This is a genomic window from Parafrankia sp. Ea1.12 (assembly GCF_900465275.1).
Taxonomy (GTDB): Bacteria; Actinomycetota; Actinomycetes; order Frankiales; family Frankiaceae; genus Parafrankia; species Parafrankia soli.
In genome coordinates this window covers 1-20,342 of record NZ_UBIZ01000122.1, presented here as the reverse complement: position 1 = coordinate 20,342, position 20,342 = coordinate 1, and the positions used below count along the sequence as shown (strand labels likewise).

At 75.2% G+C, this 20,342-nt stretch carries 17 protein-coding genes, 2 pseudogenes and 1 riboswitch; of the genes and pseudogenes, 13 read left to right on the top strand and 6 right to left on the bottom strand.

Going from position 1 to position 20,342, the window contains the following annotated elements:
* Positions 1-626, bottom strand: a pseudogene (locus FMEAI12_RS02870) (hypothetical protein); the annotation flags it as partial.
* A 19-nt stretch (positions 627-645) separates the two neighbouring features.
* Here FMEAI12_RS02870 and FMEAI12_RS02865 point away from each other — a divergent pair.
* On the top strand, positions 646-1,608 hold the full coding sequence (locus FMEAI12_RS02865) for a hypothetical protein (protein WP_112104871.1): 963 nt from the start codon (positions 646-648) through the stop codon (positions 1,606-1,608).
* 158 nt (positions 1,609-1,766) lie between these two features.
* Positions 1,767-2,666: a hypothetical protein gene (locus FMEAI12_RS02860; RefSeq protein WP_112104876.1), complete on the top strand. Its 900-nt coding sequence runs from the start codon at positions 1,767-1,769 to the stop codon at positions 2,664-2,666.
* 506 nt (positions 2,667-3,172) lie between these two features.
* On the opposite strand, the gene FMEAI12_RS02855 is transcribed toward FMEAI12_RS02860, so the two are convergent.
* Together FMEAI12_RS02855 and FMEAI12_RS02850 are read right to left on the bottom strand one after the other, a co-directional pair.
* Positions 3,173-3,808: a response regulator transcription factor gene (locus FMEAI12_RS02855; RefSeq protein ID WP_071062556.1), complete on the bottom strand. Its 636-nt coding sequence runs from the start codon at positions 3,806-3,808 to the stop codon at positions 3,173-3,175.
* 482 nt (positions 3,809-4,290) lie between these two features.
* The gene (locus tag FMEAI12_RS02850) at positions 4,291-5,571 is read right to left on the bottom strand and encodes an aminotransferase class V-fold PLP-dependent enzyme (protein ID WP_112104870.1); all 1,281 of its coding nucleotides are present in this window, start codon (positions 5,569-5,571) and stop codon (positions 4,291-4,293) included.
* 112 nt (positions 5,572-5,683) lie between these two features.
* Between FMEAI12_RS02850 and FMEAI12_RS02845 the strand changes: the two genes are divergently transcribed.
* On the top strand, positions 5,684-6,691 hold the full coding sequence (locus FMEAI12_RS02845; RefSeq protein WP_112104869.1) for a 2-dehydropantoate 2-reductase: 1,008 nt from the start codon (positions 5,684-5,686) through the stop codon (positions 6,689-6,691).
* A 3-nt stretch (positions 6,692-6,694) separates the two neighbouring features.
* Here FMEAI12_RS02845 and FMEAI12_RS02840 read toward each other — a convergent pair whose 3' ends face one another.
* A complete protein-coding gene (locus tag FMEAI12_RS02840) occupies positions 6,695-7,978 on the bottom strand; it encodes an L-2-hydroxyglutarate oxidase (protein WP_112104875.1) in 1,284 nt (427 codons plus the stop codon).
* Positions 7,979-8,180: 202 nt separating this feature from the next.
* Positions 8,181-10,070 carry a glycoside hydrolase family 15 protein gene (locus FMEAI12_RS02835; RefSeq protein WP_112104868.1) on the bottom strand — a complete coding sequence of 630 codons (1,890 nt, stop codon included), beginning with the start codon at positions 10,068-10,070 and terminating at the stop codon, positions 8,181-8,183.
* A 159-nt stretch (positions 10,071-10,229) separates the two neighbouring features.
* On the opposite strand from FMEAI12_RS02835, the gene FMEAI12_RS02830 reads away from it, so the two are divergent.
* Positions 10,230-10,631 carry a hypothetical protein gene (locus FMEAI12_RS02830; protein ID WP_071062549.1) on the top strand — a complete coding sequence of 134 codons (402 nt, stop codon included), beginning with the start codon at positions 10,230-10,232 and terminating at the stop codon, positions 10,629-10,631.
* Here the strand turns inward: FMEAI12_RS02830 and FMEAI12_RS02825 are convergent.
* Positions 10,615-11,175, bottom strand: a complete 561-nt coding sequence (locus tag FMEAI12_RS02825; RefSeq protein ID WP_071062547.1) for a PGPGW domain-containing protein — start codon at positions 11,173-11,175, stop codon at positions 10,615-10,617. The two genes, FMEAI12_RS02830 and FMEAI12_RS02825, sit on opposite strands and share 17 nt — an antisense overlap.
* Positions 11,176-11,685: 510 nt before the next feature.
* On the opposite strand from FMEAI12_RS02825, the gene def reads away from it, so the two are divergent.
* From def to FMEAI12_RS02780, 9 genes and pseudogenes are all read left to right on the top strand, one after another.
* The gene (gene def / locus FMEAI12_RS02820) at positions 11,686-12,237 is read left to right on the top strand and encodes a peptide deformylase (RefSeq protein ID WP_071064886.1); all 552 of its coding nucleotides are present in this window, start codon (positions 11,686-11,688) and stop codon (positions 12,235-12,237) included.
* A gap of 183 nt (positions 12,238-12,420) precedes the next feature.
* Complete coding sequence (gene fmt, locus FMEAI12_RS02815) at positions 12,421-13,356, top strand: methionyl-tRNA formyltransferase (protein WP_112104874.1); 936 nt, start codon at positions 12,421-12,423, stop codon at positions 13,354-13,356.
* Positions 13,353-14,840 carry an RsmB/NOP family class I SAM-dependent RNA methyltransferase gene (locus FMEAI12_RS02810; RefSeq protein WP_112104867.1) on the top strand — a complete coding sequence of 496 codons (1,488 nt, stop codon included), beginning with the start codon at positions 13,353-13,355 and terminating at the stop codon, positions 14,838-14,840. The genes fmt and FMEAI12_RS02810 overlap by 4 nt, the downstream gene beginning before the upstream one ends.
* Positions 14,841-14,866: 26 nt before the next feature.
* Entirely contained in the window at positions 14,867-15,658 is a 792-nt protein-coding gene (rpe, locus tag FMEAI12_RS02805) for a ribulose-phosphate 3-epimerase (RefSeq protein WP_235013630.1), read from the top strand.
* Entirely contained in the window at positions 15,655-16,143 is a 489-nt protein-coding gene (locus FMEAI12_RS02800) for a dCMP deaminase (RefSeq protein WP_071064865.1), read from the top strand. The genes rpe and FMEAI12_RS02800 overlap by 4 nt, the downstream gene beginning before the upstream one ends.
* 111 nt (positions 16,144-16,254) lie before the next feature.
* A riboswitch (FMN riboswitch) is annotated at positions 16,255-16,385 on the top strand.
* A 125-nt stretch (positions 16,386-16,510) separates the two neighbouring features.
* The gene (locus FMEAI12_RS02795) at positions 16,511-17,194 is read left to right on the top strand and encodes a riboflavin synthase (protein WP_071064864.1); all 684 of its coding nucleotides are present in this window, start codon (positions 16,511-16,513) and stop codon (positions 17,192-17,194) included.
* Positions 17,194-18,630, top strand: coding sequence for a bifunctional 3,4-dihydroxy-2-butanone-4-phosphate synthase/GTP cyclohydrolase II (locus FMEAI12_RS02790; RefSeq protein WP_235013629.1), 1,437 nt, complete (start codon positions 17,194-17,196; stop codon positions 18,628-18,630). The genes FMEAI12_RS02795 and FMEAI12_RS02790 overlap by 1 nt, the downstream gene beginning before the upstream one ends.
* Positions 18,627-19,109, top strand: a complete 483-nt coding sequence (ribH, locus tag FMEAI12_RS02785; RefSeq protein WP_071064863.1) for a 6,7-dimethyl-8-ribityllumazine synthase — start codon at positions 18,627-18,629, stop codon at positions 19,107-19,109. Before FMEAI12_RS02790 ends, ribH begins: the two co-directional genes overlap by 4 nt.
* 422 nt (positions 19,110-19,531) lie before the next feature.
* A pseudogene (locus FMEAI12_RS02780) lies at positions 19,532-20,342 on the top strand (hypothetical protein); the annotation flags it as partial.

Here is a 20,342-nt window from a genome sequence, read left to right as displayed (position 1 = left end):
CCACGTCGGCGCCACCGGAGAGGCCGGCCCACCGGGCCGCCCACATGGCACACGGCACCGGGGAGCCAGGCGCGGTCGGCTGATCCGTCCGCGCGTTCGGGCTCGCCGGCCTCTCCGGTGGCGCCGACGTGGCGGTCCAGCCCGGCGCCGGCCCGGACGCCGGGCGAGGACCGCCCGACGTGGTTCGAGCGGGCGTCGGCGGGCGCGACGGATTCCCCCGAGGCGGCCGGTGGCGGTTCCGACCAGCCCGCGGCGCCGCTCGGGGACCGGCGGCCATCGACATCCTCGGCATCGACAGGCACGGCGTCGGGCGCGGCGCCGTCCACCGCCGTGCCCTCCTCGCCGGCCGCGCCGCCAAAGTCCGCCACGCCGCAGTCCGCCACGTCGCAGAGCGCGGCGCCGTCACAGTCGGTCGCGTCGCGGTCCACGGCACCATCGCGGTCCGCGGCAGCCGCGGCGCCCGCCGGTGCGCCCGAGTCGGCCAGGCCGACCGGGACCGCGCGGTCCGCCGGATCGGGCGGTGGCGGTGCGCGGTCCGCTCGCGCGACATCCGCGACGCCGGCGGCGAAGCCCACCCACACGGAACCGTCCACGACCGCCCGCGAGGCCCTCGATCCGCCGACCATGCGGGTGGACCTGCGCCGCATGGCCGGCCGGCGGCCCACATCGGGGCCGGACGCGGAGTCGAGCGCCCCTGCCGTGCCCGAGCAGCAGACGGGCGGGCGGACGTTCGACGCGGACCCGGGCATCCCGCCGGACTCGCCCCCCACCACGGGCTTCGTGCGTCCCGCGACCGGCCGCGGCGCCGAGCCGGCGACCCGGCGGCGCCAGGATCGACCGGACCCGGGCACGGCGGTGCCGGGCACGGCCGACCCGGGGCGGCCCACGGAGCCGGGACGACCGGACGATCCCGGCCGGTCCGCCGATCCGGCGTGGACACCCGACGCCGCGCCGCATCGGACCTCGGACACGACCGGGCGCGGGCAGCCGTCCGCGGGGGAGCGTGCGGCGACCGATCGGCAACGACCGGCGGAGCCCCGGCCGGCGGCCCCGAGCCCCGGCCCGGCCGCGGACTCCGGCCCGGCGGTGGATCCGGTGGAGGATCTGGGGAACCGTGCCGGGCAGACCCGCCGCGAGCACCGCACCGCCGCCGCGCCGATGGCGGTGCGCGGTCGCCGGGACATGGCCCTCCTCGCGCTCGGCGGGGCGGTGGCGGCGGTGGCCGCCTTCCTCCCCTGGAGCACGTTGACGAGCGGGGACGAGACCCGCACGTTCACCGGCATCACCGTCGGTGACGGGCGCCTGACGCTCGTCACCGGGCTGGTGATGGCCCTGATCGGCCTGGCGTCGCTGCGCGGCCGTGGCCGCCGGGCGGGCGGGGCCGGTCCGGCCGGACCGGAGGCCGATCTCCTCGTCGCGAGGGCGTCAGCGCTGCTGCTCGTGATCGTCTCCGGGTTCGATCTCGCGCTGGGACCGCCGTCCCTGTCGTCCTTTCGGGCCATCTCCGCCGATGTGATAGCCGTCCGGCCGCAGATCGGCGTGGTCGTGACTCTGGTGGCCGGGCTCGTGGCGCTGGTCGCGGTGGCGCGCCCGCGGTCCGGGCGGTAGCGGCCCAGCTGACCGGCCATGCGCGGCCGGCGGCGGCGCCGTTGCGCCCGCCGAGGAGACCACGTCGTCCGCGACCGGGACTCGAACATGTGTTCTATCGTGGGTGACATGGGGAACGTGAGGTGCCCAGCGGGCCGTGTGCCGTTGCGATGGGCGGCATGCGGCCGCTGTCCGCGCGTGGTACCACCGTCACGGGGCGCGGGGAGGCCGGGCCCGTCCGCCGGCCCGACCGGCACCAGGGCTTCGGTGGTGGACGGCGGGAGGACCGGGTGGGCGAGCATCGGCAGCGGAGCCCGTGGGCCCGTCCGTCCGGCGGCGAGAACGTCACGCCGGACGACAGATCACGGGTCGACGCGGGCCTGGCGGCCTGGCGGGCCGCGGCAGAGGCCACCGCCGATCCCCGCTGGGGCAGGCCGTCGGCCGAGCCGGAGGCTGGGCGAGCCGTGGTGGTCTGGGGCCGGTGGGCCGCGGGTGAGACATCGCCAGGCGTCCCGGCGAGCAACGGCGCCGAGACCGCCCCTCGGGCCGCTGATGTCGTGGACGCCGCCTGGCCGGGAGCGTCCGGCCCGGGGCCGGTGGGCCCGGAGGCCGCCGCCCCGGCGCGCTCACTGCGGCGCCTGCTGGCGATCCTCTGCCCGCCGCTGGTGGTCCTGGCCGGGGGCGCGGCGGTCATCGGCTCGACGATGACGTGGGCCACGGTGCGCGCGTTCGGCATCGTGGAGTTCGCCATCCACGGCACGGATCCCGACCAGCACGGCCAGCTCACGATGCTGCTCGGGATCCTCGCGATGGTGGCGGGCCTGCTGCTGGCGGGGCGGCGTGTCGACTGGGGCCGCATGCTCGCCGTGATCGCGGGCCTCATGCTGATCCTCACGGCCGTCGTCGACGTCGCCCGCTTCCGCCGAGGCGGCCTGCTCTCCGGGACGGGTTTCGACGCAACTACCGACCTCGGTCCCGGCCTGTGGGTGATCAGCTTCAGCGGGGTGGTGCTGGTCCTCGTCGGTGTGCTCGTGCGCTACACCCCACTGGCCCGCCCCGCGGCGGTCGCGGAGGACTGACCGCCCCAGCGGCGGTCCGGATCAGGTGCGCGGCTGCGGGTTCACCCCCAGCTGGCTGACCCCCGTACGGGGGTCAGCCCGAGGATGTCTTTGGGGTCATGACGGAATAGCCCCGTCTTGGCAGACTCTGTGACGGCACAGCAGGTGACGGGGGGTGGGACGTTCGGACCGGGGGGACCGGCGTCCGATCACACCCGCTGGCCCGAAGCGCGCGTTCCATCGGGCAGGGGCGGCGCGAGGCGTGCGCCGGACGCGGGGATCCGGCGTGCGCCGGGCAGTGGGCACCGGCCGCCCGGGCCGGTGCCCACTGCGCCCGGCCCACAGGTGCGCGGGCCCGTCCTGCCGGTGGGGCTGTGGGGTCGTGGCAGCAGGGTTGCTCCCCGCGTGGCACAGGGCGCGTCGGGATGGGGTGTCGGCGCTCGGAGGGAGACCGTCTGGTCGAGCGATTCGTCGCGAGTGCGCTGGGATGCGAGTGGTCTGAGGGTGCGGCACGTGGGCGGCTCCGGTCAGTCGAGGTGGCCGTCCTCCTTCGCGCGCTTGTAGAGATCGATCTTGGTGTCGGCGTGGCGGCCGGCTTTGCGGTACTTCACCCGCACCCGCTCGATGTACTGCTTCGCGGTCTCCGGGGAGACGGTCATCTTGCGGGCGACGGTCTTGAGCGGCATACCGGTCGCGTAGAGGCGCAGGGCCTCCAGCTCCTTGAGCGACAGCGTCGGCCGGTCGGGCGCCTCGTCGGTCAGGAGCATGAACGCCAACTGGGGTGAGACCCAGCCGGTCCCCGCCCCGGCCGCGCGGATCGCGGTGGCCAGCTCGCCAACGTCGTCGGTCTTGGTGACGAAGCCACCGGCGCCCGCGCGCATCGCGCCGCGGACGGCCTTAGGGTCGCCGAGCGCGCTGAAGACGATCACCGAGGCGCCGATGCCGGTGAGTTGCCGGATGTTGTCGGGTGCCTCCGAGCCGTCGCCGAGGTCGAGGTCGAGCAGGACGACGTCCGCCTTCCGGCCCGGGCCGGCCAGCAGTTCGGCGATCGACGTCGCCGTGGCAAGAAGGGTGAGGCCGTCGAGCCCTTCGATGACGTCGGCGAGGCCGCGGAGCACGATGGGGTGGTCGTCGACAGCGGCGACCGAGATGAGCCTGCTCACCGCGTGGTCGACTCCCGCTGCGTTGCGCTGTGGGTCACGTCGCTCCCGTTCTGCCCGCCGTCGGGCATACGCGTGACGTGTCCGTTCCCCCACCGGAACGCCACCGGACACCTTGCCTGCAACGCAGCTATTTCAGCAGACCGGCACCTGGCGTTACCAACAGGTTCCCGGACGCATCAGGTCCGACGGGCATTCCGGTCCAGTTCGGTGACCGACCGTGCCGTCCGCGACCGGGCGGTGGCGGGTCTCGGGGCGGGCGTCGCACCGGAGAAGCAGCGCTGGGCCGATCATTGCCGTCTCGCCTACCAGCCGATCTTACGCGTGGCTCGAATTCGACTACGGACCGTGGGTGGCGGGCGTTGTGGTAGCTGTCGGTGGCCGCGAGCGCGGCCCGTCATCATCGTTACCATGTGATCGCTGATGGTGTCCGTCTCGGTGGGTCAGCGGGCGTTGTCGGCTGACGGGTTGCCGGCGGCGGCCCGTCACGGCCCCGGGCGGCCCCACCTGTCGAGGGCCTCGGCGAGCTGCTCGATCTCCGCGGGGCTGCTGTAGACGTGCGTGCTCGCCCGCAGCACCGGTGCGGTCAGCTCGGGTGCCCGGCCGGCCGGGATCGGGCTGGTCAGGATCCGGGCCTCGACGTACAGCGCCCGGCAGACCGCCAGCGGATCGACACCGGCCGGTGGGCGCAGGGTCACGATGCCGGTGGGGGAGTCGGCCTCCTCGCCGAGGCGCCAGCCGGCGACTCCGTCGAGGGCGCGGCGCGCGTGCCGGGCGAGGGCGGTGATCCGGTCGCGCATCGCGCCGAGGTCCTCGGCCAGCAGCTCGGTCAGCGCGGTGGCCAGCCCGACCCGGCTCGCCACCGCCGCCTCGCCGACCGCCATCCGGGACGGGCCCGGCAGCGGTCGCGCGGGCAGCGCGGGATGGGCCCGCAGGTCGTGGGGGTGGGCCGAGTGGAGGCTGGGCGCCCCGGGGCCGAGGCGGTCGACGACGTCCGGGCGCACCGCGGTGAAGCCCGCGCCGCGGGGGCCACACAGCCACTTGCGTGAGGTACCGACGTAGGCGGCCGCCCCGATGCCGGCGAGGTCGACCTGGCCGAGCGACTGGGCCACGTCGAGGATCAGGTCGACGCCCGCGGCGGCGCAGCGGGCCGCCATCTCCGCCGCGGGCTGCGCGACGCCGCGCTGGCTCGGGACGTGCGGGAACGTCACCAGGGCGAGGTCCTCGAGGCGGGCCGGGCCGGGCACGCGGTCGAGGCGGTCGAGGTCGATGCGGCCCAGCGGGTCCACGGGGAGCTCGACCAGCTCCAGGCCGTCGCGGGCCGCGCGGGTCGCCAGCAGCAGCAGGTTCGACCCGTACTCCCCGGGCACGACGCCGACGCGGGAACCGGGGGGCAGTGGCCAGGCGGCCAGGAGCGCGGCGAATCCGGTGCTGGCGGAATGCTGGAAGACCACGTCGTCGGCGATGAGCCCGGGGCCCAGCAGCGTCGCGAGCCGGGCCCGCGCGCCGGCGAGGACCTCCGCGGCCTCCATCTCGGCGATGTAGGCGCCCACCAGGTTCTCCTGGCGGAGGTGGTCGGTCTGGTCGGTGACGGTCGCGATGCTCGGCCGGGCGGCCGCGGCGGCGTCCAGGTGGACGACGCCCGCCCGCGCCCGCGCCGCGCGCCAGCGACGGCCGATCTCGGGTTCCGGAACGACGGCGTGCCCGCGGCTCAGGCGGGCCCGGTCGGCATCGAGGGCGGGGATCGTCCTCCGGCGCGGTTCCATGTGGTCAGCGTCGCAGCTGCCCGGCCGGTCCGGGCCGGATCCGGTCGCCAGGCACCGGACGGGTGAGCCCCGACCGGTCGGCGGACCCGCGAGATGGTGGCAGGCTCTGCGCATGGACGTCGTGCCCGCGCGGGACGCCGCGGTGCTCCAGGGGCGGGTGCTCCCGCCCGGCCCGTCCGGTACGCGTGGCGCGGCGGCGGGGCGGCGCCGGGTCGCGGTCGTCGGTGCCGGCGCGGTGGGCGGGTACTTCGCCGCGCGCGCGGCCGAGGCCGGTGCCGAGGTGCTCCTCTGCGTGCGCGGCGGCGGCTTCGACCGCCTGCGCATCGTCCGGGCCGGCCCCGCGGCCGGCGGAGGCGTCACCGAGCTGCGGCTGCCGGTGGTTCGCGACCCCGCCGATCTCGGCGGGCCGGTGGACTGGATCGTGCTGGCCACGAAGGCCCATCAGACCCCGGCCGCGATGGGATGGCTGCGTGCCGGCCTGGGAGCAGGGACCGGAGTGGTGGTCGCGCAGAACGGGGTCGACCACGCCGAGCGGGTCAGCCCACCCGTCCCGCGTGACGCCGTCCTGCCGGCGGTGGTGTACCTCAATGCCGAGCTGGAGCGGCCGGGTGTGGTCCGGCATCTGGCCTACGGGGTGCTGCAGGTGCCCGACGGCCCGCTGGGCGAGCGCTTCGCCGGGATGCTGCCGCCCGGCGACGTCCGGCTCGTCCCCGACTTCGCCACGGCCGCCTGGTCGAAGCTGCTCAGCAACAGCGCGGCGAACTCGCTGACGGCGCTGACGGCACGCGGTCTCGAGGTGCTCGCCCGCCCGGATGTCGGCGAGCTCGCGCTGGCGGTCATGCGGGAGACCGCCTCGGTGGCCCGGGCCGCCGGCGCACGCATAGCCGCGGACGCCCCGGAGCGCACGCTCGCCCGGCTGGGCCACCAGCCGCCCGGCGCGGGGACGTCCATGCTGCGTGACCGGCTGGCGGGCCGCCCGCTGGAGCACGACGCGCTGCTCGGAGCGGTCGTCCGGACGGGCGGGCGGCTCGGGGTGCCCACGCCGACCTGCGCCGTGCTGCTCCCCGTGCTCGCCGCCCTCAGCGCCAGCCCTGCCGTGGGACCGGGTGGGACGCCCTGACGGTCAGGACGTGCGTTCGGGTACCGCGTCGGCGACGATGTGCTCCGCGATCGCCAGCGACGCGGTCGCACCCGGGGACGGGGCGTTGCGCACGTGGACGACCCGTCCGCGCACGGCGAGGACGAAGTCGTCGACCAGGCTGCCGTCCCGCGCGACCGCCTGGGCCCGCACTCCCGCCGGGCCCCGCACGACGTCCGCGGTGCGCAGCTCGGGGACGTAGCGTCGGGCCTCGGCGACGAACGCGCGCCTGCTGGCGGTGCGCAGTATCTCCTTGGCGCCGGTGCGCCAGTGCGTCTTAGCCATCTTCTGGAAGCCCGGCCAGGACAGGGTCTGCCGCAGGTCACCCCGGTCGACGGTGCCCACCGTGTAGCCCTCGCGGGCGGTGGCGAGCACGGCGTTGGGGCCGACGAGGATCTCCCCGTCCACCCGCTTGGTGAGGTGGATGCCCAGGAACGGGTAGCGCGGGTCGGGCACCGGGTAGATCAGGCCACGGACGAGGTCGCGCCGCTCGGGGCGCAGCAGCCAGTAGTCGCCGCGGAACGGGATGATCCGCGGCGAGCTGTCCTCTCCGGTGAGCGCGGCGACCTCGTCGGAGTGCAGGCCGGCGCAGGAGATCAGCCGGTCGAACGGGCCGACCGACTCCGACACCACCCGGACCGTCCCGCCGTCGACCGCCGCCGTGTGGTGGTTCCCGTTCGGCGCGACCGGCGCGGAGCCGCGCACCCGCAGCCGCAGCCGGACGCCCGCCGGGCCGTCGTCCACGCCGATCACCTCGGCGCCGGTGCGCACCGCGCCGCCCGCGTCCAGGATGTCCGCGCGCAGCGCCCGGGCGACGGCCGGGTAGTCCACGATCGCCGTGGTCGGGGAGTGCAGCGCGGCGACCCCGCGGGCGTGCGGCTCGATCGTGCGCAGCTCGGTGGCGTCGAGCATGCGGGTGTCGGGCACGCCGTTGGCCGTCGCCCGCTGCGCGATGTCGTCGAGCCGGCCCAGCTCGCTGTCGTCGACGGCCACGACGACCTTGCCGCACTCCTCGTAGCGGATGCCGCGGGCCTCGCAGTACTCGCGCAGCAGGCCGACGCCGCGGCGGCACAGCGTCGCCTTCAGCGAGCCCGGCTTGTAGTAGAGGCCCGCGTGAACGACGCCGCTGTTGCGCCCCGTCTGGTGCTGGGCGACGTCATGCTCCTTCTCGAACACGGTGACCGTCGATCCGGGCACGACCTGCCCGAGCCTGCGTGCCACCGCGAGCCCGAGGATCCCGCCGCCGATGACCGCGATCCGCTCCGCCACCCGTGCCGCCTCCACTCGTCCATCCGTCACCGCCCGGCGGCGCCATGAGCCACCGGTCCGGGTGGGTCCCCGTCACGGACGGCGTCGCCACGCCTGGTCCGGGTGGCCGCCCGCGGTACGCGGCGCGGCGTCTACCTGCGCTCCAGTATCCCGGTACACCGTCCGTGACCGGTGCCGGCCCGGCCGGCGGCCGGTGCCGTGGTCAGCCGAAGAAGTGGCCCGGCGGGTGCGCGCGGTCGGTGCGCGAGCGCGGCCGGCCGCGCAGCGCGTCGGTGAGCGTGCGCGCGGTGTTGACCAGCGGGACGTGGCTGAACGCCTGCGGGAAGTTGCCGGTCATCCGGCCCAGCCGGGGGTCGTACTCCTCGGCCAGCAGCCCGACGTCGTTGCGCAGCGCCAGCAGCCGCTCGAACAGCTCCTGCGCCTCGTGCACCCGCCCGGACAGCGCGTAGTTGTCCGCCAGCCAGAAGGTGCAGGCGAGGAAGGCACCCTCCCCGGCCGGCAGGCCGTCGACGGCGCCGTCCTCGGCCGTCGGGTAGCGCATGACGAAGCCGTCCTCCATCAGCTCGCGCTCGATGGCGGCCACGGTGCCGACGACCCGCGGGTCGGTCGCCGGCAGGAAGCCGACGAGTGACATGTAGAGCAGGGCCGCGTCGAGCTCCTTCGAGCCGTAGAACTGGGTGAACGTGTTGCGGTCGGAGTCGAACCCGCGGGCGCACACCTCGTGGTGGATCTCGTCCCGCAGCGCCGACCACCGCTCGACCGGGCCGGGTAGCCCGGACTCCACGATCCCCCGGACGGCCCGGTCGGCGGCCACCCAGGCCATGACCTTCGAGTGGACGAAGTGCCGCCGCGGCCCGCGGACCTCCCAGATGCCCTCGTCGGCCTTGCGCCACCCGGTCTCGAGGAAGTCCATGAGCTTGGTCTGCAGCTGCCAGGAGCCGTCCCGGCCGTCGTCCTCGGAGGAGTGGATCCCCGCGAGGAAACCGTCACGGGCCGAGCCGGGACGCCGGTTCGCCACCGCGACGCGGGCCACGTGCAGGGCGTCGAGGACCTCCCCGTAGACGTCGAGCTGGAACTGGTCGACGGCGGCGTTGCCCACCCGGACGGGGGAGGAGTTCTCGTAGCCCGGCAGCCACGGGACCTCGTACTCGGGCAGCCGCCGCTCACCGGCCACCCCGTACATGATCTGCACCCGGGACGGGTCGCCGGCCACGGCGCGCAGCAGCCACTCCCGCCAGGCCGTCGCCTCGCTGGTGAAGCCGGCGTCGAGCAGCGCCAGCAGGGTGATCGTGGCGTCACGCAGCCAGCAGTAGCGGTAGTCCCAGTTGCGGACGCCGCCGATGTGCTCGGGCAGCGAGGTGGTGACCGCGGCGACGATGCCGCCCGTCGGGGCGTAGGTGAGCGCCTTCAGGGTGATCAGCGACCGGCGGACCGCCGGCTGCCACTGGCCGTCGTAGGTGCAGCCGGCCATCCAGTCCGACCACCACGCCTCGGTCTGCGAGATCATCCGCCGGACATCCTGCGGGGCCGGCGCCGGTTCGTGCGAGGGCCGCCAGGTGAGCGAGAACGGGACGGACTGCCCGGCCGAGACGCTGAACTCCGCGTAGGTGGCCATGTCGTGCCCCTCCATCGGGGCGGTGGTCCACAGCGTCACCGAGTCGGGGCCGGCGATCGCGGCGACCGAGTGCTCGTCGAGCCGGCGCACCCACGGCACGATCGAGCCGTAGTCGAACCGGAAGCGGGTCTCCGACCGGAGCCGGACGGTGCCCTGCAGGCACTCCACCAGCCGCAGGACGACGTGCGCCCCCGCTCGGGGGAACATCGCGTCCACGATCCGGACGGTGCCCGACGCGGTGGTCATGTCGGTCTCGAGCACCAGGGTGTCGCCGCGGTAGCGGCGGCTCACCCCGATCACCGGCTCGACCGGCGCGATCTTCCAGTGGCCGGACTCGTTGTCCCCGAGCAGCGCGGCGAAGCAGGCCGGGGAGTCGAACCGAGGCAGGCACAGCCAGTCGATCGAGCCGTCGCGGGAGACCAGCGCCGCCGAGTGAGTGTCTCCTATCAGCGCGTAATCCTCGATCAGGGATGGCACGTTCTCTCCTAGTTACCAGGGCCGGCTACCGTGCTGTGCCGCACAAGGTCGTTCACCTTACGGACCCGTCCGACGGAATACGTTGAGGGTCCCGGTGTACGCCGCTCCGTGGCGCCCGCCGGACCAGATTTCGTGCCCCGCTGTGACAGGAATCGCCTGATGACGACGTCCGCCCCCCCGCACTGGATCCGCCAGACGATCGGGTACCTGACCGATCCGCGGCGCCGAGCGGCGGTGGTCCTGGGCGGGCTGGCGACGGTCGGGCTGATCGTGTTCGGCGTGTACGCGGTGATCGACGGCCCGCCGCCCAAGGTCGAGGCGGTGGTGTACTTCGACCCCGCCGCGACGGCCGCGGAGAAGGACGCGGTCCGCGCCGCCTGTCCCACCGTCGGGGGAGCGCGCCAGGAGCCGCCCGACACGAACAACCTCGCGACCAGCCGGGCCTACCCGCTGCGCTACGACATCTCGCAGGCCTCCTCGGCTGACAGGGCGGCGATTTACAAGTGCGTGCAGGGCCAGCCGAAGGTGATCGGCATCAGCGAGTTCACGCAGGGCCAGTAGCCCGCTGCCGGCTCGGCTCGGCGGGCGCGGAGTTCACGCCGTGCTCGGGCTTCCCGCCGTGCTGGAACTCCCCGTCCTGCTCGAGCTTCTCGGCGTGCTCGCGCTGCTCGATCAGCTCGGCCGGTGTCGGCAGCCCGGCCTCGCGGGCCTGCCGGGCCTGCCAGAGGCTCACGAACATCGTCGAGAGCACCACCAGCCCGGAGAAGATCAGGCTGCCGCCCGACCACGGCGACGACGCGGGCAGCGTGTCGACGACGATCCAGACGATGCCGGCGGCGATCATCCCGATGCCGAACACGACGGTGAACGCCGTCGACCACGCGTTGGCGGCGGCCTGGTCGGCCAGGTCGGCGGCCTTCTGCCGGGCCTGCTCGAAGCGGTGCCGGGCCCACTCGTACTCCAGGCTCAGGATGAAGAACCCGAGCGCGACCACCAGGAAACCGGGGCCGGGCAGCGCGAGCATCGCCACGCCGAGGCCGAGCACCGCCAGCCCCAGGATCGTGAGGGCGACTCGCCGGGCCAGCCGTGCGCTTCGATTGAGCACGATGCCGTCTTCCCGGCCCGCAACCGGGCCTGCGTCGTGGGCCCGCGGAGCGGGGCCTGTCTCGGAGCCTGTCCGGGCGCCTGCTCCTGCGCGTGGCACGGTGCCGCCGGCGGCCCACGTCCTCCGCACGTGCAACGGCCCGCTGTGTGAACGGCGTTCCCGCTGACTGCCGCGCGAACCCGCCGCCCGTTTTCGGACGGCCCGTCCGGGCGGTGCCGGGGCACGCTGTCGGGGCGCGCCGCCTGGGCACGCCGCCGGACGGCGGGACACCGGGTTCCGACCACATCCACCCGCAGCTTGCGTCCACCTGCAGTTTGCGCCACCTTGTGGCCCCACGGGTGGCACAAAGGCTGTCGACATCACGTCACCGGTCCGGCCGGGGCGGACCGGGGCGGACCGGGGCGGGGCCGCCGGTCCAATCCGGCGCCGGTTCCCGCGCGACCCGTAGCATGAAAGCGTCCGATCTCGCCGGACCGAGGTCGGTCAGGTGACGACATTCTGGGAGTGACCGTGTCCGTCCGTGATATCCGCCTTCTCGGGGATCCGGTGCTGCGTACGGTCGCCGACCCGGTGGCGACCTTCGACCGGGAGCTGCGCCGCCTCGTTGACGATCTCGCTGAGACCATGCGCGACGCCGGCGGCGTCGGCCTCGCCGCGCCGCAGCTGGGGGTGTCGCTGCGTGTCTTCACGTATCTCGATGACTCGGACGAGGTCGGGCACCTGATCAACCCGGTCCTGGGGCCCTTCAGCGAGGAGATGATGGACGGCGAGGAGGGCTGCCTGTCGTTGCCGGGGCTGGCATTCGACCTGCGCCGTCCGGAACGCGTCCTCGCCGTCGGCCAGAACTCCCACGGTGACCCGGTCACGGTCGAGGGCAGTGGCATCCTGTCCCGATGCCTGCAACACGAGACCGATCACCTCGACGGGATCCTGTTCATCGACCGTCTCGACAAGGAGACGAAGCGGGCGGCCATGAAGGCGATCCGCGAGGCGGAGTGGTCGAACGAGCCGAAGCCCGTGGTCAAGGTATCGCCGCACCCATTGTTCGGCCGCGGGCGCTGAGTCGCCAGGGAAAGATCATCGCGTCGGCCGTCCTCGCCACGATGGCCACCGGAACGGTGATCGGCACGGCGGTAGGGTCGACGATCGGGTCCGCCGCCGGGTCGATGATCGTGATGATGGTCGGGACGATCGGATCCGCGGCCGGGGATCCGGCCCGGGATCGGCGCTGAGGGAGCTGTGGTCATGCGTCTTGTCTTCGCCGGCACGCCGGCGGTCGCGCTGCCCAGCCTGCGCGCGCTGCTCGACAGTCCCCGCCACCAGGTGGTCGCGGTGGTGACCCGTCCCGACCGGCCCGCCGGCCGGGGCCGGCACCAGCGGTCCTCGCCGGTGCGGGAGCTGGCGGACGAACGTGGTCTCGAGGTGCTGGCCCCGGCCCGCGCCGGTGACCCCGACTTCCTCGCCCGGCTCGGTGAGATCGCCCCCGACTGCTGCCCGGTGGTCGCCTACGGCGCGCTGCTGCCCCGGCCGGCCCTGGAGATCCCGAAGTACGGCTGGGTCAACCTGCACTTCTCGCTGCTGCCGGCCTACCGGGGCGCGGCGCCCGTGCAGCGCGCCGTCCTCGCCGGGGAGGACATGACCGGCGCCAGCGTGTTCGAGATCGAGCCCGCCCTGGACTCCGGCCCGGTCTACGGGGTCCTCACCGAGCGGATCCGTCCCACGGACACGTCCGGAGATCTCCTCGACCGCCTCGCCGTCGCCGGCGCGCGGCTGCTGGAGGCCGTCATGGACGGCATCGAGGACGGCACCCTGCAGGCCCGCCCGCAGCCGTCCGACGGTGTCTCGCTGGCCCCGAAGCTCACCGTCGAGGACGTCCGCGTCGACTGGTCGGCCCCGGCCGTCGCGGTTGACCGGCTGGCGCGGGCCGCCACCCCGGCGCCGGGCGCCTGGACGACCTTCCGTGACCGGCGCGTCAAGCTCGGTCCCGTGCGGCCGGCGCCCGCGGGCCACCCGCCGCTGCCCCCCGGGCGGCTCGCGGTGCCCGAGCGCGGGCTCGTACTGGTGGGGACGGCGACCACGCCGGTGGTCCTTGACGAGGTTCGTCCCGAGGGAAAGGCGCCGATGCCGGCGGCCGACTGGATCCGCGGCCTGCGGCCCGGCACGGACGAGGCGTTCGCGTGAGCGTCTCCGCGCCCCGCCGGGGCGGCACGACAGACCCGGCGCGCCTGCTCGCCTGGGAGGTGCTGCGCGCTGTCGACGAGCGCGGCGCCTACGCCAACCTGCTGCTGCCCGCGCTGCTGTCCGGGCGCCGGCTCTCCCCGCGCGACCGCGGCTTCGCCACCGAGCTGACCTACGGATCGCTGCGGGCCCAGGGCACCCTGGACGGGGTCCTCGACACGGTGACCAGCCGGCCCGTCGCCAGCGTCGACCCGCCGGTGCGCGACGCGCTGCGGCTGGGCGCCTACCAGCTCCTGTCGACCCGGGTGCCGCCCCGCGCGGCGGTCGCGTCCACGGTCGACCTGGTCCGCGCCACCTGCGGGGAACGCCCGGTGCGGTTCGCGAACGCGGTGCTGCGCCGGGTCGCCGCGCGGATCGAGGCGGCGGCCGGTGACATCGCGGTCCTGCTCTCGGCCCCGGACATCGCCGAGGACCCGGCCGGCCACCTCGCGGTGGTCACCGCCCACCCGCGCTGGATCGTCGACGTCGTGCTCGACGCCCTGGGTGGGGACGTCGCCGGCGCGCACGCCGCGCTGGCTGCCAACGACACCCGGCCCGCGGTGCACCTGGTCGCCAGGCCCGGCCGGATCGACGCCGAGGCGCTGGTGGCGCAGGCCGCCTCGGTCGGCCTGGGGGCACGGCGCGGCGCCGGCTCGCCCTACGCCGTCCACCTGGACGGGGGAGACCCGGGGTCGCTGCCGGCCGTCGCGGCGGGCGACGCGTCGGTGCAGGACGAGGGCAGCCAGCTGGTCACCCTGGCCCTTGCCTCGGTCCCCACCATCGGCCGGGACACCGGGCTGACCGTGGACCTGTGCGCCGGGCCCGGTGGCAAGGCCGCCCTGCTGGCCGCGCTGCAGGCGGTCGGCGAGCCGGCGGAGACTGTGCGCGAGCCGGCGGCAGGGGGGCACCGCCCGCCGCCGGCGCGGCTGCTCGCGCTCGAACCGCGCGCGGCTCGCGCCGGCCTGGTCGCCGCCTCGCTCGCCGGGTTCCCGGCCGCCCTGGCGGTGCGCGCCGACGGGCGGTTCCCGCCGGTGCGTCCCGGCATGGCGGACCGGGTGCTGGTGGACGTCCCGTGCTCCGGCCTCGGCGCGCTTCGGCGCCGGCCCGAGGCCCGGTGGCGGCGCACGCCCGCGGACGTCGCCGCGCTGGTGCCGCTGCAGCGCCAGCTCCTCGTCGCCGCGCTGGATCTGGTGCGTCCGGGCGGGGCGGTGGCCTATGTCACCTGCTCGCCGCACCCGGAGGAGACGTCCGAGGTGGTCACCGCGATCGCCCAACAGCGGGGGGACGTCGCCATCCTCGACGCGCGGCGCTGCCCGCCGTTCGCCGGCCCGCCGTTCGGTGACGGTGCGCCGGGCGGCCTCGGGGACGGTCCGTTCGTCCAACTCTGGCCGCACCTGCACGGCACCGACGCGATGTTCCTGGCGCTGCTGCGCCGGGCGGACCGCTGACCGGCGAGGCTGGATACGCTCGCCGCGTGGCAACCGCGCAGATATATCCCAGCATGCTGGCCGCCGACTTCGGCCGGATCGCGGACGCGGCGCGCGCCGTGGCCGGGCACGCGGACTGGTTGCACGTCGATGTCATGGACTATCACTTCGTGCCCAACCTGGCGTTCTCCCCGGACACGGTGGACGCTCTGCGCCGGGTCACCGACACCCCGCTCGACTGCCACCTGATGATCGAGAACCCCGACCGCTGGGCGCCCGGCTTCGCCGAGCGGGGCGCGGCGAACGTGACGATCCACGCCGAGGCGGTCGGCGACATCGCGCGCACCACCGACGCGATCCGCGCGGCCGGTGCCCGCACCGGCCTGGCCGTCAAGCCGGCTACCCCCGTCGAGCACTACCTGGACGATCTGCACCGCTTCGACCTGCTGCTGCTGATGACCATCGAGCCGGGCTTCGGCGGCCAGAAGTTCATGGACGAGGTCCTGCCCAAGATCGCCGCGGCTCGTCGCCTGATCGACGAGCGCGGCCTGGACCTGTGGCTCCAGATCGACGGCGGGGTCAACCGGGAGACCATCGAGCGCTCCGCCGAGGCGGGGGTGGACGTCTTCGTCGCCGGCACGGCGGTCTTCGGCCTGGACGACCCGGCGGCGGCGGTCGAGTCCCTGCGCGCGCTCGCGCTGGCGGCCGCGCCGAGGCTCACCGCCCCGGCCGCCGATTTTGCCTCGCCCCCGGCTCCGGCTCCGGCTCCGGCCCCGGCTCCCGTCGCTGATCGTGATGCGGGTGGCGGGGCGGCCGCCGTCGGCGGGGTGCCGGCGTGAGCGAGGCGCGCGCCGCGGCCGGCGGGCGGCCACTGCCCGGTACCCCGGAAGGCGACCGGCACTGGCTGGGCCGGGCCGTCGAGCTGGGCCGGCGCTGCCCGCCGTCGGTCACCGCGTTCGCCGTCGGCGCACTCGTCGTCGCCGCGGACGGGACGCCGGTCGCCGAGGGCTACTCCCGAGCCGAGGAGCCGGCCGACCATGCCGAGGAGGTGGCGCTGCGCCGGCTGCCGCCGGGCGGCCTGCCCGCGGGCGCGACCGTGTACAGCTCGCTGGAGCCGTGCAGCGCCCGCGCGTCCCGGCCGCGTACCTGCACCGAGCTGCTGCTCGCCGCCGGGGTCCGCCGGGTCGTCTTCGCCTGGCGGGAGCCGGCCCTGTTCGTCGACTGCGACGGTGCCGAGCGGCTGGCCGCAGCCGGTGTCGAGGTGCTCGAGCTCGCCGAGCTCGCTGACGGTGTGCGGGCGGTGAACGACCACCTGCTGCGGTGACCGCCGGGGGCGTCCCGCGCGGTTTCCCGGTGGGGATGACGTGGATTACTGTCCGCGCCCCGAGCGTTCGCGGCGCCCGTATGTCAGACTTAACCGTGTACTAACAACAGCACGCGCGCTCCGGGGTCGGTGAAACTCCGAGCCGGCGGTGATAGTCCGCGACCCGTCCGCCCTTGTGGCGGCCGGTTGACCTGGTGGAATTCCGGGACCGACGGTGAAAGTCCGGATGGGAGGACGCGCGCGGGGCACCGCTGTGCCGGCCACGTGCGCGTGGCCGTCCCGGCGTGGGTCGGCGCGGGCGCGTCGGCCCTGACCCGCGTCGCCTTCTGATGTCCCGGACGTGCCGGGACCGGAGGTGCGGGGTCGGATGTTCACCGGCATCGTCGAAGAACTCGGCGTGGTGACCGCCATCGAGCCGCGGCATGACGCCGCGTCGCTGACCGTCGAGTGTCATGGCGTACTCGATGACGTGACGCACGGCGCTTCCGTCGCCGTGAACGGGGTCTGTCTCACGGTGACCTCGTTCGTCCACCCCCCGGACGGCGCCGCCGGCGGGGACGTATCTGGGCCGGCCGGTTCCTCCGGGACGGCGGCCGGCGGCTTCACCGCGGACGTGATGCTCGAGACGCTGCGCAGGTCCGCCCTCGGTGACCTCTCGGTCGGGGACCGGGTGAACCTTGAGCGCCCCGTCCGCCTCTCCGACCGGCTCGGCGGGCATCTGGTGCAGGGGCACGTCGACGGTGTCGGCGTCGTCCTCGAGCGGGTGCCGGCCGAGCACTGGGAGGTCGTCCGCGTCAGCCTGCCGCCGGGGCTGGACCGCTACCTCGTCGAGAAGGGCTCGGTGACCGTGGACGGGGTCAGCCTGACCGTCGTCGACGTCCGCGCCGCGGCCGGCGGTGAACCGGCCAGTTTCTCCGTCAGCCTCATCCCGACCACCCTCGCCGCGACGACGCTGGGCACCCGCGCCGTCGGTGACAAGGTCAACATCGAGGTGGACGTCGTGGCCAAGTATGTCGAGAAGCTCCACGCCGACCTGAACGGATCACACTGATGACCACGAACCCGGTGACCACGAACCCGGCCGGCGACTCCTCGGCCGCCTCCCACCCGACGGCGCCCGCCTCCCACCCGACGGCATCCGACGAGGCGTCGGTGAGCTTCGCGACGATCGAGACCGCCATCGCCGAGATCGCCGCCGGCCGGCCGGTCGTCGTGGTCGACGACGCGGACCGCGAGAACGAGGGCGACCTGATCTTCGCGGCCGAGGCGGCAACGCCGGAGCTGCTCGCCTTCATGGTCCGGCACACGGCGGGGGTCGTCTGCGTACCGCTCGACCCCGCGGAGGTCGACCGGCTCGACCTCGACCAGATGGTCCCGCAGAACACCGACCGGATGGGCACCGCGTTCACGATCTCGGTGGACGCCCGCTCCGGCGTCACCACCGGGATCTCCGCCGCCGACCGTGCCCGGACCATCCGGCTGCTCGCCGACCCGGCCACCCAGCCCGGCGACCTGACCCGGCCCGGGCACATCTTCCCGCTGCGGGCGAAGGAGGGCGGCGTGCTGCGCCGGCCCGGGCACACCGAGGCCGCCGTCGACCTCGCCCGGCTGGCGGGCCTGCGCCCGGCCGGGGCGATCTGCGAGATCGTCAACGAGGACGGCTCCATGGCCCGGCTGCCGGAGCTGACCGCCTTCGCCCGCGAACACGGCCTGGCCCTGATCTCGATCGCGGACCTCATCGCCTACCGCCGCCGGACGGAGAAGCAGGTCGTGCGGGTCGCCGAGGCCCGCATCCCGACCCGCTACGGCTCCTTCCGGGCCGTCGGATACCGGGGCACCCTGGACGGCGTCGAGCACATCGCGCTGATCCGCGGCGAGGTCGGTGACGGGGAGAACGTCCTGGTCAGGGTGCACAGCGAATGCCTGACCGGGGACGTCTTCGGCTCCCAGCGCTGCGACTGCGGCAACCAGCTCGACGCGGCGCTGCGCGCGGTGGCGGCCGAGGGCCGGGGTGTGGTGCTCTACGTGCGCGGTCACGAGGGCCGCGGCATCGGCCTCATGCACAAGCTGCAGGCCTACCAGCTCCAGGACGCCGGGCACGACACCGTCGACGCGAACCTCGCCCTCGGGCTGCCGGCCGACGCCCGCGACTACGGCACCGGCGCCCAGATTCTGGTGGACCTGGGCGTGCGCGGGCTGCGGCTGCTGTCCAACAACCCGACGAAGCGCGCGGGCCTGGAGGGCTATGGGCTGCGCATCGTCGAGCAGGTGGGGCTGCCGGTGACCCACACCCCGGAGAACCTGCGCTACCTCACGACCAAGCGGGACCGGATGGGCCACGACCTGCCCGGCCTGCCCGGCCTGCCTGACCTGCCGAAGGTCGTCGGCGGGGACGAGACCGCCGGCGCGCACGAGGCCCACCGCTGGCCGGTGACGGCGGCCCCGGTCGCCGACCGCGCGGACCGGGCCTGCGAGGAGGCCCGATGAGCGGCGCCGGAGCACCCGCCGAGGAACTGCCCGACGCCAGCGGGGTGCGCCTGGCGATCGTGGCCACCCGGTGGCATGTGGAGATCACCGACGCGCTGCTCGCCGGCGCGCTGCGCGCGGCGAAGGACTCGGGCGTCACGGCCACGCCAACCGTCGTGCGGGTCTCCGGGGCCGTCGAGCTGCCCGTGGTCGTCGCCGCCCTGGCGGCGCGCCACGACGCGGTGGTGGCGCTGGGCGCGGTGATCCGCGGCGGCACCCCGCACTTCGAGTACGTCTGCCGCTTCGTGACGGACGGCCTGGTGCGGATCACCCTCGACGCCGGGGTGCCGGTCGGCTTCGGCCTGCTGACCTGCGACACCGTTGAGCAGGCCAGGGACCGTGCCGGCCTGCCGGGCTCGGCGGAGGACAAGGGCCGCGAGGCCACCCTCGCCGCGCTCGACACCGCCGTCATCCTGCGCGGCATCGGCGCCCTCACCTGACGGGCCGCCGCGGCGCGGCCGGCCGCGGGTAGCCGCCGGCCGTGCCCTCGCCGGGGCCCGGCCACCGGTGTGGGCCCCCGGTGGGCCGTCGGTCGCCGGGCCGTCGTCACCGGGCGGTGACGGCCCGGCGTACTTGTGATGTCACACGTTCCGCGAGACTGTGGTTTCGAACCGTATCGGTGACCTCGCGCGGCAGGGTCTGGTGCGGCAGGGTCTGGTGCGGCAGGGCCTGGTCAGGTGCGTCGCCGTCGGGGCGTACGGTTGCCGCACGGTGGTGGTTGCGGGAGCGGGTCTGAGGGGGATCGCCGCGTCCGTGTCACCTCATGGCGAGGTTCCGGTGCGACAGGTCGGCACCGGCGGTGGGCGGGGGGCTCACCACCGGTGCCGACCTTTCGGACGGTCGACACACATGAGGTGGGGACATGCAGGTGACGGGCCACGGGTCTGAACGTGACGCGGCCGGTGGGCCGTCCTCGCGCGATTCGGGCTCCGAGGGGTCCGACTACCCGGGAGCGGGCCGCGACCCGTTCGGTGCCGAACCGGAGCCGGTGACGCCCGAGGCGGGCGGCGAGAGCGACTCCGAGGGCGACGCCCGCCCGGTCTCCCTGCTGGGCATGCGGATGTCGCAGGAGACCCAGCCCGGCCGGGCGACGGTCAGCCGCCGGCAGACCCGCAGCCGCCCGCGGCCCGAGCCGGGGCGCGGCGCACCGCCGCCGACTCCGCCGGCCGTCCGGCGGACGCCCGCTTCGCCCGCTCCGGCCGGCCCGCCCGCGGTCCCTCCGCCCGCGGCTGCCCCACCTGACCGGCACCAGGCGCCCCCGTCCGACCGGCAGACACCACCTGACCGGCAGGTGCCGCCGGGCGCGCCCGCTCCCGCGCCGTCGTCCGGTCAGCAGGCCGTCCCGCCGCCTGCGCCGCCGTCTGTCCGGCCGCCGTCTGCGCCGCCGCCGGCCCAGCCGACGCCGGCGCGGGCTCCGGCGCCCGGGCGGGCGGTGATCGAGGGCGAGGCCACCGCTCCTCTGCCCAGTCCCGCCCCGGCGCCGTCCGCGGGCGGGTGGACGCCCGACGTCGGGACCGCCGCCACACCGACCGGGGAGCGGCCCCCGGCCCAGTGGGAGCGCGCGGCGTCCTTCGGATCACTGCCCACCCTGCCGCCGTCGGTCCCGCTGCCGCCCGCTCCGCCGCCACCGCCATCCCCAGCACCGCCGCCGCCGAATCCGGCCCCTCGAGCAC